The sequence below is a fragment of the Erwinia oleae genome (assembly GCF_000770305.1).
Lineage (GTDB): Bacteria > Pseudomonadota > Gammaproteobacteria > Enterobacterales > Enterobacteriaceae > Erwinia > Erwinia oleae.
In genome coordinates, this window is sequence record NZ_JNVB01000009.1 from 1 (window position 1) to 17,091 (window position 17,091).

Below are 17,091 nucleotides of genomic sequence, written 5' to 3' on the forward strand. Positions count from 1 at the left end.
AACTGCGGCGCGGGCGCTTTGCCAGGTAAGACACCATTCATGGCATCCAGGGAGCTGGTCGTGGCGTTGAGCCGATTTTCCGCAATGTATTTCAGCTCGCGCGAGACGTCTGCCGCATGGCGCACGTACCACTGCGCCTGCTCGACGCTGGCATTAAGCTCCTGCCGCACCTGCGACTCTTTTTCGTGCAGCACGTTGATGATGTAAAAAGCGGTCAGCAGCGCGCCAAGCATCCAGAGCATAAGCGCCAGCGCCCGAAACAGGTAGCGGGAAATGCGTAACGTGGTTCTGAATGAGACAAGATATTTCAAGCGAAACGGCCGATGTTGGATGATGATTGCGGTGGCGTTACAGTACCGTTATGGCAAGTAAAAAGCCAGATCGGTTGAGAGGGTTTCTGACGGCGTGACGGGTTGCCTCGCCGGTGGCACTCTGCCGCCCGGGAGGAAGCGAGTGGTATAAAAAAAGCCGCTTCAGATGAAGCGGCTTCATTATTAGCGCGGGGAACGATTACTCGTCCTCATCGCCTTCCGGCGCGTCTTCATCATTTTCCACTTCCGGCGCGATATCGTCCTCGCCTTCCGCGACGCTGCCGTCGATGGCATCCAGCTCCTCGTCCGCCACCGGCTCAGCAACGCGTTGCAAGCCAACCACGCTTTCGTCTTCGGCGGTGCGGATCAGGATCACGCCCTGGGTGTTGCGTCCCACCACGCTGACTTCCGATACGCGCGTACGCACCAGCGTGCCGGCATCGGTAATCATCATGATCTGATCGCTGTCGACCACCTGCACAGCGCCGATAACCGGCCCGTTACGCTCGGTCACTTTAATCGAGATCACGCCCTGGGTGGCGCGCGACTTGGTCGGGTATTCCGTGCTGGCGGTACGCTTGCCGTAGCCGTTTTGGGTTACGGTCATGATTGCGCCCTCTTCCTGCGGCACAATCAGCGACACCACGCGATCGCCTTCCGCCAGCCTGATGCCGCGAACGCCGGAAGCGGTACGCCCCATCGCGCGGACGGCAGTTTCCGCAAAGCGAACAACCTTACCGCCAGCGGAGAAGAGCATTGCCTCGTCGCTGCCGTTGGTCAGCGCCACACCGATCAGCTCATCGTCCTCGCGCAGGTTGACGGCGATGATCCCGGCGCTGCGCGGACGGCTGAACTCAGTCAGTGCGGTTTTCTTCACCGTACCGCTCGCGGTTGCCATAAAGATGTTCCAGCCTTCCGCATATTCACGCACCGGCAGAATGGCGGTGATGCGTTCATTTGCTTCCAGAGGCAGAAGGTTGACGATAGGACGCCCGCGCGCGCCGCGGCTGGCTTCCGGCAGCTGATAAACCTTCATCCAGTAGAGACGACCCCGGCTGGAGAAGCACAGAATCGTATCGTGCGTATTCGCCACCAGCAGGCGATCGATAAAGTCTTCTTCTTTGATACGCGCGGCCGACTTGCCTTTGCCGCCGCGGCGCTGCGCTTCATAGTCGGTCAGCGGCTGATACTTCACGTAGCCCTGATGCGACAGCGTAACCACCACGTCTTCCTGGTTGATCAGATCTTCGATATTAATATCGGCGCTGTTGGCGGTGATCTCGGTACGGCGCTCGTCGCCAAACTGGTCGCGGATCAGCTCCAGCTCTTCGCGGATCACTTCCATCAGGCGCTCTGAGCTTTCCAGAATACGCAGCAGTTCAGCGATCTGCTCCAGCAGCGCTTTGTACTCATCCAGCAGCTTCTCGTGCTCAAGGCCGGTCAGCTTTTGCAGACGCAAATCCAGAATCGCCTGAGCCTGCTGTTCGGTCAGATAGTACTGACCGTCGCGGATGCCGAACTCGTCTTCCAGCCATTCAGGGCGCGCGGCATTGTCGCCCGCGCGCTCCAGCATCGCGGAAACGTTGCCCAGCGCCCACGGACGGGCAACCAGACCCGCTTTAGCTTCTGCCGGGGTTGGCGCGCGACGGATCAGTTCGATAATCGGATCGATATTCGCCAGGGCAATGGCCAGCGCTTCAAGGATATGCGCACGATCGCGCGCCTTGCGCAGTTCGAAAATGGTACGGCGCGTCACCACTTCGCGACGGTGGCGCACAAACGCTTCCAGAATATCCTTCAGCGGCATAATTTTTGGCTGGCCCTGATGCAGGGCCACCATATTAATGCCGAAAGAGGTTTGCAGCTGCGTCAGCGAATAGAGGTTGTTCAGTACCACTTCGCCAACCGCGTCGCGCTTGATTTCAATCACAATGCGCATGCCGTCTTTATCGGACTCATCGCGTAGCGCGCTGATGCCTTCAAGACGCTTCTCTTTGACTAACTCAGCCATCTTCTCGATCAGACGCGCTTTGTTAACCTGATAGGGAATTTCATGAATGATGATGGTTTCGCGGCCGGTCTTCGCATCCGTTTCCACTTCGCCGCGCGCACGGATGTAAATTTTGCCGCGTCCGGTACGGTAAGCTTCTTCAATGCCACGCCGACCGTTGATGATCGCGGCCGTGGGGAAGTCTGGCCCCGGGATATGCTCCATCAGCCCTTCAATGCTGATGTTCTCATCATCAATGTAGGCCAGGCAGCCGTTGATCACTTCGGTAAGGTTATGAGGAGGAATATTAGTCGCCATGCCGACCGCAATACCGGACGAACCGTTAACCAGCAGGTTCGGGATTTTCGTCGGCATGACTTCCGGGATCTGCTCGGTGCCATCGTAGTTTGGCACAAAGTCGACGGTCTCTTTTTCGAGATCCGACAGCAGCTCATGGGCAATTTTGGACATGCGAACTTCGGTATAACGCATTGCTGCGGCTGAGTCGCCGTCGACGGAACCGAAGTTGCCCTGACCATCTACCAGCATGTAGCGCAGCGAAAACGGCTGCGCCATACGCACAATGGTGTCGTAGACGGCGGTATCACCGTGAGGGTGATATTTACCGATAACGTCACCGACGACGCGAGCAGATTTTTTATAGGGTTTGTTCCAGTCGTTGCCCAGAACATTCATGGCGTAGAGGACGCGGCGATGCACAGGCTTCAGGCCATCCCGTACATCCGGCAGTGCGCGGCCAACAATGACCGACATTGCGTAATCCAGATAAGAGTTCTTTAACTCTTCTTCAATATTGACCGGTGTGATTTCTCTGGCCAGGTCGCTCATGGAGGCGCTTTCCTTCTAAATTATTCCCGGATTCAAAGGTGCGAAAGTATATCACCTTTAGCGATGGCGGTGAACGGAAAGCGTGATTTTGCCCGCTTTAATGGCCGCCTGCACATGGGGTCAGAGAAAGAGGTATACTCTAGTACAAACTTTACAGCCAGGAACGGAAATGAAGAGTGAAACAGGGGCAGCAGCCAACGTCGACAGCAGTGAAATTGCGAAATTTGAAGCAGTGGCGTCCCGCTGGTGGGATCTGGAAGGCGAGTTCAAGCCGCTGCACCGCATTAACCCACTGCGCCTTGGCTATATCGCTCAGCACAGCGACGGCCTGTTTGGTAAAAAAGTGCTGGACGTTGGCTGCGGCGGCGGCATTCTCGCCGAGAGCATGGCGCGTGAAGGCGCGGAGGTGACCGGCCTGGATATGGGCGCCGAACCGTTAGAGATCGCACGCCTGCACGCGCTGGAGAGCGGCCTCAACGTCAGTTATGTTCAGCAGACCGTGGAAGAGCACGCTGAGCAGTTTGCAGGTCAGTACGACGTGGTTACCTGCATGGAGATGCTGGAACACGTTCCCGATCCGCGTTCGGTGGTGCAGGCTTGTGCAAAACTGGTCAAGCCCGGCGGCGAGGTCTTTTTCTCGACGCTCAATCGCAACAGCAAATCATGGCTGATGGCGATTATCGGCGCAGAGTATATTTTGCGCATGGTGCCGCGCGGCACTCACGATATCAAAAAATTTATTCGTCCCGGCGAGCTACTGGGTTGGGTGGATGAAACCTCGCTGCGTGAGCAGCACATCATCGGCCTGCACTACAATCCGCTGACTAACAAATTCAAACTGGCGCCGGGTGTGGATGTGAATTATATGGTGCATACGCGCCACGCCGATTCTGCACGATAAAATATAACGGGCCAGAATAACTGGCCCGTTTAACTTATCCTCCAACTATAGCCGTCACATCAGTATCCAAATCGAGCACCGAAATGACCATTTTATTTTGTCCGTCAGCCTGTCGACCTGCTGAGACAGAAACCAGTTTAAACGGCTTTCCTTGTGAATTAAAAATAACAAAACAGGGAGACCGGGCAACAGAGCCGACATCAGCAAAAGTTAACTTAGAAATTGTCCGGCCAAATATGCCTGAACTGTCATTCTCGTCTTCATTAACGAGACTTAACTCGCTTGATTCAAATTGCCAGGCACCCAGATCTGCTTTATAGCGATAACGGCAGTGAAAGGCGAGTAATTCTTCAGCATCGTAATCATTAAAGATAAAACAAAATTTGAAGCTGGCAATTTCACTGGATGTGTTTCCTGACTGATAATGCGGCGTAAGCGTTCGGCTGGTTTCTGCATTCTGCGGAAGGATACCGCCATGGGCCATGGTATCGCCGCTGCTCGGTGACCCCAGTACAGGGATGGTAACAATATCTGATGAAAAATTAATAACAGATATATCCAGCCTTTTTTTCCTGCTTTCAGCCGCAGCAAGTGCCTGCTGCTGTTTTTGCTTAATGCTGTTAGCGAGTGCGGAGCCACCATAAACAATAGAAGATATCGCCGACAAAAAACCAATCGTCAACATAAAAACACGGGAGTTATTCGCATTATCTTTTAAATTGCGTGTTTCGAGATCGCGCAATGCGATCTGTACTAAACGAAAATCGTCCGATATGCGCATAATATATTTATTTGGCATACACCACCTCAAAATAAATGTCTAAAAGAGATAACAATCAAATTCTGATGAGATTGATTTGTACCAGCCCACCGTTACCAAATGCATTTCGATATGCCTCGTAGGACTCATAATCATAGTGAACAAGAGGGCAAGAGATAACCAACAGAAAATTTACATTCAGGCGATGGATCTTAATCGCCATCATTTTCCCTCCTGGATAGTCCGTCCAGACGCGGTCTAAATTATCCCAGTCTGACTGGGTGTTTTCGGTAATGTTATCCAAACTTACAGTATAATACGCATTACTCATCATTGTGGAGTAATTAATAGTTAGTCCTTCCAGCCGAATAAGTGAAAATCTGTTATCTTTTGACAGTGCATTTCGACTACATCGAAATTTTAATTTAAATCCTAAAGGCTCTCCAATTTCTGAGTCTAAATCTGTTCGGACATCCTGCCAGGAAAAACCAACTTCAAATGTATAATTCAAAAGAGGACGGTCGGTATTTTTTGAACTTAACCAGGTCACTTTAATTGCACCACTGTTCCCTGGCTGGATGATGCCTTCATAAGGGATAGTATTATAACCCGCATGAGATGCCACCGGCACTGAGGCATCAGTATGTACCAGTGTACCGCCAGTATAGTTATTAATACGATATTTATCACCAAAGGTAGCCGTACCGGGGCCGGCTTCCATATCCATAAATAACGCAGCAAGGGAAAGGAAGCTACCCGCCATTGAAACAGCCGATGCGCCATTATTCATGATGTCAATCGGATTACTGGCACGCAGGGCAGAGGCTGACGCACTATTTTTCCTGGTTTGATTGCTTAACTGCATAAGCTGTTGTGCAATAAATGTTGCGCCATGATGTCTGTAATAGGGCGTTTCAATATAAGTACTTTCCCCACCGGACTTATACATTCTCATTGTTTATCTCCAAACATTAAATGAAATTTAATCACTTTCCACACTTTAATTATCAATTCAATTTTAGCGTTATTCCCAAATCATTCAATAGCAATCACAAAATTATTATTAACCTCTTAACAATAAAAAATGTTAGTGTGACAAATGATCTCTTATATAAAGATATTAATTTCAGCTTTTTAAATTCCTCCTGTAAAACGTTCCGTTGGTTGCGTTTTATAAATTACCAGATGCCCTGTTTTTTTCTATGCCGTTCCGTTGTGCTGTAAAAGGAACACGCTGTTTGCTGCCGACTGACCCGGAACAGCACGAAAATCACAGACGGGACGAGGCGGCGCAGCGTTCTGCGCCTCAGAAAGCGGTCGGCGATCAAATTTCAAAAAAAAATATCAAGCGCTTGACTTCTCCCCGCCCCTTTAGGAACGCGGGCTTAAGAAAAAATCACCCCGCTGGACAGTAAAATCAACCGAAAATCAAGCCTTGTTAAGCGCCAATAAATTACTAAAATACTCACCATATTGTTACTCGCAGTTAACCTACCCCCTATATATAGTGTTTATCCACAGACTTACGCACATCCGGGCGCACTGTGTATAAGCAGGGGATATTTTCGACTCACGGACAGGACACCACGCAACATGAATCAGAGTCTGCTTGTCACTAAACGCGATGGCCGCACCGAACGCATTAACCTCGATAAAATCCACCGTGTGCTTGATTGGGCTGCCGAAGGTCTGGAAAACGTCTCCGTTTCTCAGGTTGAGCTGCGTTCTCACATCCAGTTCTACGAAGGGATCAAAACCTCCGACATCCACGAAACCATTATCAAGTCGGCGGCGGATCTGATCTCCCGCGAGGCGCCTGACTATCAGTACATGGCCGCGCGCCTGGCGATTTTTCACCTGCGTAAACAGGCTTATGGCCAGTTTGAACCGCCGACGCTCTACGACCAGGTGAAGCGTATGGTCGATCTCGGCAAGTACGATCGCCACCTGCTGGAAGATTACAGTGAGGACGAGTTCACCCAGATGGACGGCTTTATCGACCACTGGCGCGACATGAACTTCTCCTATGCGGCGGTAAAACAGCTTGAAGGCAAATACCTGGTGCAGAACCGCGTCACCGGTGATATCTACGAAAGCGCGCAGTTCCTCTATATTCTTGTGGCGGCCTGCCTGTTCTCCGGCTACCCGCGCGAGACGCGTCTTGACTACGTGAAGCGTTTCTACGACGCCATCTCTACCTTTAAAATTTCACTGCCGACGCCGATCATGTCCGGCGTGCGCACCCCAACCCGCCAGTTCAGCTCCTGCGTGCTTATCGAGTGCGGCGACAGCCTCGACTCGATCAACGCCACCTCCAGCGCTATCGTGAAATACGTTTCCCAACGCGCCGGGATCGGCATTAACGCCGGCCGCATCCGCGCGCTGGGCAGTCCGATCCGCGGCGGCGAAGCGTTCCACACCGGCTGTATTCCTTTTTATAAGCATTTCCAGACGGCGGTGAAATCCTGCTCGCAGGGCGGCGTGCGCGGCGGTGCGGCCACGCTGTTCTACCCGATGTGGCATCTGGAAGTGGAAAGCCTGCTGGTGTTAAAAAATAACCGTGGCGTGGAAGGCAACCGCGTGCGTCATATGGACTATGGCGTGCAGATCAACAAGCTGATGTACCAGCGCCTGCTTAAAGGTGAAGACATCACCCTGTTCAGCCCGTCGGACGTGCCCGGCCTGTACGATGCGTTCTTCGCCGATCAGGACGAGTTCGAGCGTCTTTATACGAAATATGAGAAAGACGACAGCATCCGCAAGGAGCGTTTGAAGGCGGTCGATCTCTTCTCGCTGATGATGCAGGAGCGCGCTTCGACGGGACGTATCTATATTCAGAACGTCGATCACTGCAACACCCACAGCCCGTTTGATGCCACCATCGCGCCGGTGCGCCAGTCAAACCTGTGTCTGGAGATTGCATTACCGACCAAACCGCTGCTGGACGTGAACGACGAAAACGGCGAAATCGCGCTCTGCACGCTCTCCGCATTCAACCTTGGCGTCATTGACAGCCTGGACGATTTGCAGGAGCTGGCGACCCTCGCCGTCCGCGCGCTGGATGCGCTGCTGGATTATCAGGACTATCCGATCCCGGCGGCGCAGCGCGGCGCAATGGGCCGCCGCACGCTGGGCATTGGCGTGATTAACTTCGCCTACTATCTGGCGAAAAACGGCGTGCGCTACTCGGACGGCAGCGCCAACAACCTGACGCACAAAACCTTTGAAGCCATTCAGTACTGGCTGCTGAAGGCTTCGAACGAACTGGCAAAAGAACAAGGCGCCTGCCCGTGGTTCAATGAAACCACCTATGCGCAGGGCATCCTGCCGATCGACACCTACAAAAAAGATCTGGATGCCATCAGCGATGAACCGCTGCATCTCGACTGGGAAGCGCTGCGTGAAGCGATCAAAACGCACGGTCTGCGCAACTCAACGCTGTCGGCCCTGATGCCGTCGGAAACCTCCTCGCAGATTTCGAATGCCACGAATGGCATTGAGCCGCCGCGCGGCCACATCAGCATCAAAGCCTCAAAGGACGGCATCCTGCGCCAGGTGGTGCCGGAGTACGAACGCCTGAAGGATAACTATGAGCTGCTGTGGGATATGCCGAACAACGACGGCTATCTGCAACTGGTCGGTCTGATGCAGAAGTTTATCGATCAGGCTATTTCCTCGAACACCAACTACGATCCCAAGCGCTTCGCCAACGGTCGTGTGCCGATGAAACAGCTGTTGAAAGACCTGCTGACCGCCTATAAATTCGGCGTAAAAACGCTCTACTATCAGAACACCCGTGACGGTGCGGAAGATGCACAGGACGACCTTGCGCCTTCCATTCAGGACGACGGCTGCGAAAGCGGCGCCTGCAAAATCTAATCCACAGGGGCAGAGCGTTTGCCCCTTGTTACTTTCTCCGGGCCGGTTTCCGGCCTGTGCCTGACGGATTGACGCTTATGGCTTACACCACTTTCTCACAGAACAAAAACGATCAGCTGAGTGAACCGATGTTTTTCGGCCAGCCGGTGAACGTCGCACGTTACGATCAGCAGAAATATGACATCTTTGAAAAGCTGATTGAGAAACAGCTCTCCTTCTTCTGGCGCCCGGAAGAAGTGGACGTGTCGCGCGATCGCATCGACTACCAGAAGCTGCCCGATCACGAAAAGCACATTTTCATCAGCAACCTGAAATACCAGACGCTGCTGGACTCTATCCAGGGCCGCAGCCCGAACGTGGCGCTGCTGCCGCTGATCTCCATTCCTGAACTGGAAACATGGGTGGAAACCTGGGCCTTTTCGGAAACCATCCATTCACGATCTTACACTCACATTATTCGCAACATCGTTAACGATCCGGCGGTGGTATTCGACGATATCGTCACTAACGAGCAGATCCTGTCGCGCGCGAAAGACATTTCCGGCTATTACGACGATCTGATTGAGATGACCAACTACTGGCATCTGCTGGGTGAAGGCACGCATCAGGTGAATGGCAAAACGGTTACTGTGAGCCTGCGCGAGCTGAAAAAGCAGCTCTACATCTGTCTGATGAGCGTCAACGCGCTGGAAGCGATCCGTTTCTACGTCAGCTTTGCCTGTTCATTCGCCTTTGCAGAGCGTGAACTGATGGAAGGCAATGCAAAAATCATTCGCCTGATTGCACGTGACGAGGCGCTGCACCTGACCGGCACCCAGCACATGCTCAATCTGCTGCGCAGCGGCGAGGACGATCCTGAAATGGCTGAGATTGCCCGTGAATGTCGCCAGCAGTGCTACGACCTGTTTGTGCTTGCAGCGCAGCAGGAAAAAGAGTGGGCGGAATACCTCTTCCGCGACGGCTCGATGATCGGCCTGAACAAAGACATTCTCTGGCAGTACATTGAGTACATCACCAATATCCGCATGCAGGCGGTCGGGCTCGATCTGCCCTTCCAGACGCGCTCCAACCCTATTCCGTGGATTAACTCCTGGCTGGTGTCGGACAACGTGCAGGTCGCACCGCAGGAAGTGGAAGTCAGCTCTTATCTGGTGGGGCAGATTGACTCCGAAGTGGGCGAAAACGACTTCGACGACTTCCAGCTGTAAAATGGCAGATGCGATCATTACGCTGCGTGCTTCGGGCACGCAGCTTCACTGCAAGGAAGAGCATCGCTCGCTGCTTGACGCGCTGGAGTCACATAAAATCTGCGTTGAATATCAGTGTCGGGAAGGCTACTGCGGCTCCTGTCGTACCCGGCTGCTGAAGGGTGAAGTATGCTACGCCGCAGCGCCGCTGGCGTTTATAGAGGAAGGCGAGATATTGCCGTGCTGCTGCACGGCGAAAGGCGATATTGAAATTGAGATGTAGCTTTCTGCCCGTATTATCACCTGATGCCCTTGCCCACACAGCCATTTGTCAACCGTGCAGCCAAAAGCCTGACGTTCAGATTTTCAGCGTTTCCACCACTTTCACCCAGCCGTGGCCGGTGGAGACTTCCATGCCGGACAAATAGCGACGCAGCATATTCAGCGCCATCATTGCTACCATCTCCTGACGTGTTTTCAGCGCATGGTGACTCACGTTGAATTTCACGCGCTGCGCCCAGCAGCCGTCAGGCGTTTTCAGCGCAAAACCCAACTGCTCGTCATCAAGACCGCCCACCACCAGCGCCAGTTGCGACGGGATCTGCTGCGCGCGCGCGGCCAGCCCGGAAAGCGACTCCTGCTGCGTCGGCAATATCTCACCCGCAGCCAGCGGAGCCTGTTCCGAGGCAAGCTGCCAGTGAAGTAAACCGGCGGTAAACTGCTCGCTGAGCGCCAACGTCAGATTCTGCTCGTTGAGCCTGCGCGAAAGCTGTGCCGGCAGATTTTCGGTGCCTTCAAATATCACGCTTTCGCCGGCAATTTCCCGCACCTGCCGCCAGAACGCTTCCATTTCCTTCAGCTTTGAAGCCGGGCCGTTCAGTTTAAGCTCAATAATCGGCATAGAGGCGCGATAGCCCACCACCACGCCCTCGGGCAGCGTCAGGGGTTCGATATCGGCGGCCATATCGCTTTCGCCGCGTCCAAACGTGGTCATGCGCAGGCAGACCGGCGGTGCCGGCAGTGAGAAACGCGCCTTCAGCCTCGGCAGGATCTGCTGTTCGACCATCATCTTATATTCGGACGGCACGCCGGGCGTGAAGAAGATCCAGCAGCGGTTCAGCATCAGCGCAAAGCCGCAGGCGGTGCCGATGGGGTTGTCCAGCATCTCCGCACCCTGTGGGATCTCCGCCTGTTTACGGTTGCTGTCCGCCATTTTACGTCCGCGCCCGGCAAAAAAAGCCTCTATTTTCGCCAGCCACGCTTCCTGCATCACCAGTGGCACGCCCGCCGCGCGGGACGCCGCCAGCGCGCTCAGATCATCGCTGGTTGGCCCCAGGCCGCCATTGACGATCAGCACGTCGGCCACCCTGCTGCGTTCGGTCAATACCGTTACCAGCTCAGCAAGATCGTCGCCGGTGGTCTGTCGGCTGGTCATCGGCAGCCCGTTCTGAAACAGGACATCGGCCAGCCACGCCGCGTTGGTATCGACAATCTGTCCATGCAGCACTTCATCGCCCGTTGAGAGCATTTCCACTCGTATCACTGTCTTCTCCCACTCCGCGTAAGTGGATTAACTGTAGGAAGCGCGGGGAATAAATACAATACCGTTTTGCTCAGCCCGTTACCGTCGCCTGCGCCGCCACCCACTCGGCAAGCTGACGGCGTGAGATTTTGATGCCGCCCGCGTGCAGGGCGGGGAGCGGATACCACATCACCGGCCGCTGAAAACCGGCCAGGCGACGCGTTGCCCATTCGGCAATATCGGGCAGCGGCGCGTCGGCGGCCAGCAGCGCCACCGGGCGATGACCATATTCGCTGTCCGCCTTCGGCACCACAAATACCGACGAGACGGCAGGATGCGCCAGCAGAATTTTTTCAATCTGCTCGGGCTGGATGCCCTCTCCGCCTGAGAAGAACTGATTGTCCAGCCGCCCCACCACTTCCAGCTCCTCACCGTGCCAGCGTCCCCGATCGCCGGTTGAATACCAGCCTGCATCATCAGTCAGCGGCAACAGCTCGCCGTTTCGCCAGTAGCCGCAGCCCAGCGCCAGCGACCGCACCTGAATTTGTCCTTCATGCAGCCGGATACGATGCCCGTCGAGCGCTCGCCCGACGGTTGCGCCCGCCCCGGCGCGGCGCGCGACCAGGGTTGACGCCGTTTCTGTCATGCCATAGCCGCACCAGCAGGCCAGCCCGCGCGCCTCTGCCTGCGCGGTCAGTGCTTCAGGGATTGCGGCACCGCCCAGCAACACGGTGTGGAGCTTTTCCGGCAGCGTTGGCTGCTGAAGCAGCCGCCAGAGCTGCGTTGGCACCAGCGACGCAAAGCTCGCCGCCGCCAGCGCCTGAGGCAGGGGCCGTTCCCCCGACAAAACGAGGCAGCCGCCGCTCAGCAACCAGCGCCAGATAATGCCCTGACCGGAAACGTGAAACAGCGGCAGCGAAAGCAGCCAGCTTTCACCGGCGTGGAAGTTCAGGCAGGCCACCACGCCCGCCGCGCTGGCGAGATGGGCGCGAAACGTGTGCGCCACGGCCTTCGGCAGGCCGCTGGAGCCGGAGGTGAGCGTCAGCGTGGCGATGGCGTCCGGCTGCCACTGCAATGAAAGGCAGCCCGGCTGCGTCTGCATCTGCAAGGCGGGAACGGGGAAATCTGCCTCGCCTTCCAGCGTCAGCGCAAAATCCAGGTTGAGATCGGGCAGAATATTTATTAACTGCGTCGTCGGAAGCTGCGGATTAACGGGCAGTAATCGTGCGCCGCAGCGCAGCAGCGCCAGATAGGCCAGCAGCGCCGTTTCGCTGCTTTTCGCCTTGAGCATAACGCCCGCGCCCGGATGAACGCCCTGCTGGCTGAAACCCACGGCCAGCTGTTCAATGCGTTCAGCCAGCGCCTGCCAGCTAAGCGCGTTGCCCGCGCCGCACAGCGCCACGGCATGCGCAGGATGCCGCAGCCACGGCCAGTCGCTCAGCGCCGCCATACGCTTTCCAGCGCGTCAGCGGTCACCCGCGGCAGCGTGCAGCCCGGCCAACGCCGAACGAGCTGCTGCTGCATTAAATCGAGCGTATCCAGCCCCGGCGGCGTTTCCGGCGTCAGCCAGCGGGCGATACGCGCCAGCTGCGTCAGCCCAAGGCTTGACTCCAGTGACGAGCCGATCACTGCCGTCAGCCCCTTTTGCTGCGCGTTTTCGATAAGCTGCCTGACCTGCCTGAGACTGCCTGTCAGCATCGGTTTGATGACCACCGCCCGCAGGTGCGGTTCCGCCCTCAGCGTAAAATCCGGTTCGCGCAGGTGTTCGTCCCACGCGAGCGGCATCCCGGTCTCCTGCGCGAAGCAGCGGGACTCGTCCGGCGTACGGCACGGCTCCTCTATGAAGGCAATACGCGCATGCAGCGCAGGCGTGATAAAGCGCGCGAAACGGCAGGCTTTCTCAAGGCTCCAGCAGCGATTGGCATCCAGCCGCAGCGTCAGATGCGGCAGCGCCTCCAGCAGCAGGTTCACCATCATACCGTCGCGAACCGGCTCATACAGGCCGACCTTCATTTTTGCCACCGGCGTTCGCTGTAGGTGCAGTCCCGCAATCAGCGCATCGGGATCGCCGGTGCAAAGCCGCGCGCCGACGACGTCGCCCGCTGTGGGTAGTTCAGCGGCTAATTCAGCCTGTGCGAGGCTGAGGCCAAAGGCCACCGAGGACAGGCTGCTCTCTGCACTCATTTCACCCTCACACCAGGCGTCTGACAGTCGGATGGCTTCCGCCTGCGCTTCCGGTAGTGATTCCGCGCTGAAGCCGGGCAGCGGCGCGATTTCGCCCCAGCCTTCCCGCCCTGCCTCGCGCAGTCTGACCAACAGCCCGCAGCGGCTTTTTATTCGGCTGTCCCGCAGCACGGTGCCGGCCTCAAGCGGGATCTCATAATGAAACAGCGTCGCGTCGCGCATCAGGGGTTTCGCTTAAATTTACTGAAGTCCGGCTGGCGCTTCTGATTAAAGGCATTGCGCCCCTCCTGCCCTTCTTCAGTCATATAGAACAGCATGGTGGCGTTGCCTGCCAGCTCCTGAAGCCCTGCCTGGCCGTCGCAGTCGGCGTTCAGCGCCGCCTTCAGGCAGCGCAGCGCCATCGGGCTGTTTTCCAGCATCTCGCGGCACCAGCGCACGGTTTCCCGCTCCAGGTCAGCCAGCGGCACGACGGTGTTGACCAGCCCCATCGCCAGCGCCTGCTGCGCGTTGTACATCCGGCAGAGAAACCAGATCTCCCGCGCTTTTTTCTGCCCGACGATGCGCGCCATGTAGGCCGCGCCCCAGCCGCCGTCAAACGAGCCGACTTTTGGCCCGGTCTGGCCGAACTGCGCATTGTCAGCGGCGATGGTCAGATCGCAGAGCATATGCAGAACGTGCCCGCCGCCGACCGCATAGCCCGCCACCATCGCCACCACCGGTTTTGGACAGGTGCGGATCTGCCGCTGAAAATCCAGCACGTTGAGGTGGTGAACGCCCGCCTCATCGCGATAGCCGCCGTAGTCGCCGCGAATTTTCTGGTCACCACCGGCGCAGAACGCCTCATTGCCTTCGCCGGTAAGAATAATCACGCCGATGCGGTCGTCGTGGCGCGCATCGTCGAGCGCCGCCATCATCTCTTTCACCGTACGCGGGCGAAAAGCATTGCGCACTTCCGGGCGGTTGAGGGTGATTTTCGCAATGCCGTCCGCGGATTTGTGAAAGCGGATATCGCTGAAGTCTGCGCCGCAGTCGAACCATTCAATCGGCGCATAAAGCGTGTCAGAATCTGGGTAGATCATCGGTTTTCCTCAACAGGAGAAAGGGCGCCGGCCAGATGGCGGGCGAAAGCCAGGGGATTGGCGCGGTGCGCGTTATGCCCCGCATGGGATACCAGAGCAACAGGCAGCGCGGCCTGCCGCGCCAACTGCTGAAACTTGTGGTCATGTTCGCCGCAGAGATAAAGAAAAGGACAGGAAAGATGCGCCAGCGCGGGCTGCAAATCGGGCTGATGCGCCAGCGAGGTGGCGAGCAGCATCGCCGCCAGCCCGTCAGGATGGTTGTGCAAACGCAGGCGGATGAGCGTCTGTCGTTGCTCCTCGCTGAGATCGGCAAAGACCGGCTGACAATACCACGCGCGGAGCGTCGCACCGAGCGGCTGCTGGCGAAACCGCGCCGACCACTGCGTATCATGCGCCAGGCGAAGCCGCCGTTCTTCATCGCTGCCGAGGCCCGTATGCGCGCCTTCAACGGCCACCCCCGCCAGGTGGTTATCGCCATGACGACAGGCATGATAAAGCGCAACGCGACCGCCCAACGAATAGCCGATCAGCCAGTAACGTTCGACATGATGAAAGCGAAGCGTGGCGGCAAGGCGTTGCGAAAGCGTTTCAAATCCGTCCACGCGCTGCGCGTAAGAGCCGCCGTGCCCCGGCAGATCGACGCTGAGCTGTGGCCAGTCGGTAAAGTGGTTCTGCGCCGCCTGCCACTCTGCGCCGCTGCCGAGAAAACCGTGCAGCCAGACCAGCACCGGCCTGTTTTGGCGATGGCGGCCCTGCCAGCGCGCGTGAAGGATCATCGTCCGTTCGCCGCATCGGCAAGAAAACGCGCCCCGGCTTCATCGTCAACGCGCAGTTCAATCAGCGTTGCGCCCTGTTGCCAGGCCTCTTTTACCGCATCGGCGAGCGCATACCAGCTCTGCGGCTGAGCGTAACGCAGGCCGAACAGCCCGGCGGCGCAGGAAAAATCCGCCTGCTGCGGCAGTGAGAAAAAGCGCGCGCGCTCGGCTTCCGGCGTCGGCAACATTGAAAATATCTGCCCGCCGTTGTTGTTTACCACAATGAGCGCCACAGGCTGCTCACGCAGCAGTGCCAGGCTGTTGAGATCGTAAAGCGCAGAGAGATCGCCGACGATGGCCAGCAGTGGTTTATCTCTGCCGCGCTGCACGCCCGCCGCCGTAGCAATCAGCCCGTCAATACCGCTGGCGCCGCGGTTTGCATAAACCGGATAACCGGCTGGCAGCTGCGCCAGCGCGTTCACCAGCCTGATGGTCAGGCTGTTGCCAAGAAACAGCGCGCCGCCCTCTGGCAACAGCGCGGGCAGCCGGTGCGCCAACTGCGCTTCACCAAAGTCGCCTGAACGCTGGCCGAGTTTTTGCTGCGCGTCGCTGGCAAGCGACCGGAGCGTGCCGTGCCAGGGTGCCTGCGGCACCGCCGGATGCTGCGCCAGCCAAGGCAGGATCGCCGTGACCATCCGGCAGGCGCGATGGTGCGCCGGATCGCGTCGGCCCGGCATCGCTTCAATCAACCAGAACCTTTCAGGTTGCAGCAAGGTCAGCAGTCCCGTCAGCCGTTTACCGGTCAGATGACTGCCAAACTGTATGATGAACTCCACCGAGGCCAGCGCTTCGATAGCCTGCGGCTCGCGCAGCCAGAGTTCCGCGCAGGGTAACGGCTGGCCGGTCTGCGACTGGACATCCGCCAGCAGCGGCCAGCCCAGTTCGCGCGCCCAGTTCGCCAGCGCAGCGCCCTCTTCCGCGCTGACTTTTCCCACCACAATCAACCCGCGTTTCTCACGCAGGCGCGGCCACTGTGGCTCAACAGGCACCGCCTGGCTGCTTATGGTGCTCAGCCACGGCTGCGCGCTCTGCCACCAGCTTCCCGCGTCGTCATCCCATGCCCGAAACGCGGCGGGATCGCCCCCGTAAAGTGGTTCGGCAAAGGGGCAGTTAACATGAACCGCGCCGTGAGGATGTTCGCCGAGCAGCGAGTCGATAGCCGAAAGCAGCCATCGGGCAGGCAGTTCCGGCGTGGGTCGCGGCAGGTTGAGCGCCCCGGCAGTCTGCCCGGCAAAGATACCCGGCTGGCTAATCGCCTGGTTGGCGCCGCAGTCGATCAGCTCAGGCGGACGATCGGCAGAAAGAATAATCAAGCGTTCGCCGGTCAGGCCCGCTTCGATAACGGCAGGATAAAGGTTTGCCACGGCCGTGCCGGAGGTGACGATAATGGCAATCGGCTGACGAACGGCTTTTGCCAGCCCCAGCGCAAAATGCCCGAGGCCGCGTTCGTCAAAGTGGGTATGACAGTGGAGTTTCTGATTAGCGGCAGCCGCCAGCGTCAGCGGCGCAGAACGCGATCCGGGTGCGATGCAGACGTGTCGCACGCCGTGCCGCGTCAGTGCTTCAAGTATGATCCCGGCCCAGCGGCGGTTGAATATGCTGTGTGACATAACC

At 57.2% G+C, this 17,091-nt stretch carries 13 protein-coding genes and 1 pseudogene; 4 read left to right on the plus strand and 10 right to left on the minus strand.

Annotation, left to right across the window (positions count from 1 at the left end):
* Positions 1-311, minus strand: a pseudogene (locus GS12_RS04525) (two-component system sensor histidine kinase RcsC); the annotation flags it as partial.
* A gap of 199 nt (positions 312-510) precedes the next feature.
* Positions 511-3,150: a DNA topoisomerase (ATP-hydrolyzing) subunit A gene (gyrA, locus tag GS12_RS04530; protein WP_034944351.1), complete on the minus strand. Its 2,640-nt coding sequence runs from the start codon at positions 3,148-3,150 to the stop codon at positions 511-513.
* Between the two features lie 169 nt (positions 3,151-3,319).
* Between gyrA and ubiG the strand changes: the two genes are divergently transcribed.
* Positions 3,320-4,051, plus strand: a complete 732-nt coding sequence (gene ubiG / locus GS12_RS04535; protein ID WP_034944352.1) for a bifunctional 2-polyprenyl-6-hydroxyphenol methylase/3-demethylubiquinol 3-O-methyltransferase UbiG — start codon at positions 3,320-3,322, stop codon at positions 4,049-4,051.
* A 34-nt stretch (positions 4,052-4,085) separates the two neighbouring features.
* Here the strand turns inward: ubiG and GS12_RS04540 are convergent, their stop codons facing one another.
* Together GS12_RS04540 and GS12_RS04545 are read right to left on the minus strand one after the other, a co-directional pair.
* Positions 4,086-4,850, minus strand: a complete 765-nt coding sequence (locus GS12_RS04540) for a hypothetical protein (protein ID WP_034944354.1) — start codon at positions 4,848-4,850, stop codon at positions 4,086-4,088.
* Between the two features lie 37 nt (positions 4,851-4,887).
* Complete coding sequence (locus tag GS12_RS04545) at positions 4,888-5,766, minus strand: hypothetical protein (RefSeq protein WP_152601352.1); 879 nt, start codon at positions 5,764-5,766, stop codon at positions 4,888-4,890.
* 638 nt (positions 5,767-6,404) lie between these two features.
* On the opposite strand from GS12_RS04545, the gene nrdA reads away from it, so the two are divergent.
* From nrdA to yfaE, 3 genes are all read left to right on the plus strand, one after another.
* Positions 6,405-8,690, plus strand: coding sequence for a class 1a ribonucleoside-diphosphate reductase subunit alpha (gene nrdA, locus GS12_RS04550; protein ID WP_034944357.1), 2,286 nt, complete (start codon positions 6,405-6,407; stop codon positions 8,688-8,690).
* A gap of 77 nt (positions 8,691-8,767) precedes the next feature.
* Complete coding sequence (gene nrdB, locus GS12_RS04555; protein WP_034916063.1) at positions 8,768-9,898, plus strand: class Ia ribonucleoside-diphosphate reductase subunit beta; 1,131 nt, start codon at positions 8,768-8,770, stop codon at positions 9,896-9,898.
* A 1-nt stretch (position 9,899) separates the two neighbouring features.
* Positions 9,900-10,160 carry a class I ribonucleotide reductase maintenance protein YfaE gene (gene yfaE, locus GS12_RS04560; protein WP_034944358.1) on the plus strand — a complete coding sequence of 87 codons (261 nt, stop codon included), beginning with the start codon at positions 9,900-9,902 and terminating at the stop codon, positions 10,158-10,160.
* A gap of 75 nt (positions 10,161-10,235) precedes the next feature.
* Here yfaE and GS12_RS04565 read toward each other — a convergent pair whose 3' ends face one another.
* The 6 genes from GS12_RS04565 to menD form a co-directional block, all read right to left on the minus strand.
* A complete protein-coding gene (locus GS12_RS04565) occupies positions 10,236-11,420 on the minus strand; it encodes a nicotinamide mononucleotide deamidase-related protein YfaY (RefSeq protein ID WP_034944359.1) in 1,185 nt (394 codons plus the stop codon).
* Between the two features lie 70 nt (positions 11,421-11,490).
* Positions 11,491-12,849 carry an o-succinylbenzoate--CoA ligase gene (gene menE / locus GS12_RS04570; RefSeq protein ID WP_034944362.1) on the minus strand — a complete coding sequence of 453 codons (1,359 nt, stop codon included), beginning with the start codon at positions 12,847-12,849 and terminating at the stop codon, positions 11,491-11,493.
* A complete protein-coding gene (gene menC / locus GS12_RS04575; protein WP_034944364.1) occupies positions 12,837-13,805 on the minus strand; it encodes an o-succinylbenzoate synthase in 969 nt (322 codons plus the stop codon). Before menC ends, menE begins: the two co-directional genes overlap by 13 nt.
* Complete coding sequence (menB, locus tag GS12_RS04580) at positions 13,805-14,662, minus strand: 1,4-dihydroxy-2-naphthoyl-CoA synthase (protein WP_034944365.1); 858 nt, start codon at positions 14,660-14,662, stop codon at positions 13,805-13,807. Before menB ends, menC begins: the two co-directional genes overlap by 1 nt.
* Positions 14,659-15,438 (minus strand): 2-succinyl-6-hydroxy-2,4-cyclohexadiene-1-carboxylate synthase, encoded by a 780-nt coding sequence (menH, locus tag GS12_RS04585; RefSeq protein WP_034944367.1) that lies wholly within the window; start codon positions 15,436-15,438, stop codon positions 14,659-14,661. Before menH ends, menB begins: the two co-directional genes overlap by 4 nt.
* Positions 15,435-17,087, minus strand: coding sequence for a 2-succinyl-5-enolpyruvyl-6-hydroxy-3-cyclohexene-1-carboxylic-acid synthase (gene menD, locus GS12_RS04590; RefSeq protein WP_034944369.1), 1,653 nt, complete (start codon positions 17,085-17,087; stop codon positions 15,435-15,437). The genes menH and menD overlap by 4 nt, the downstream gene beginning before the upstream one ends.
* Positions 17,088-17,091 lie beyond the last annotated feature (4 nt).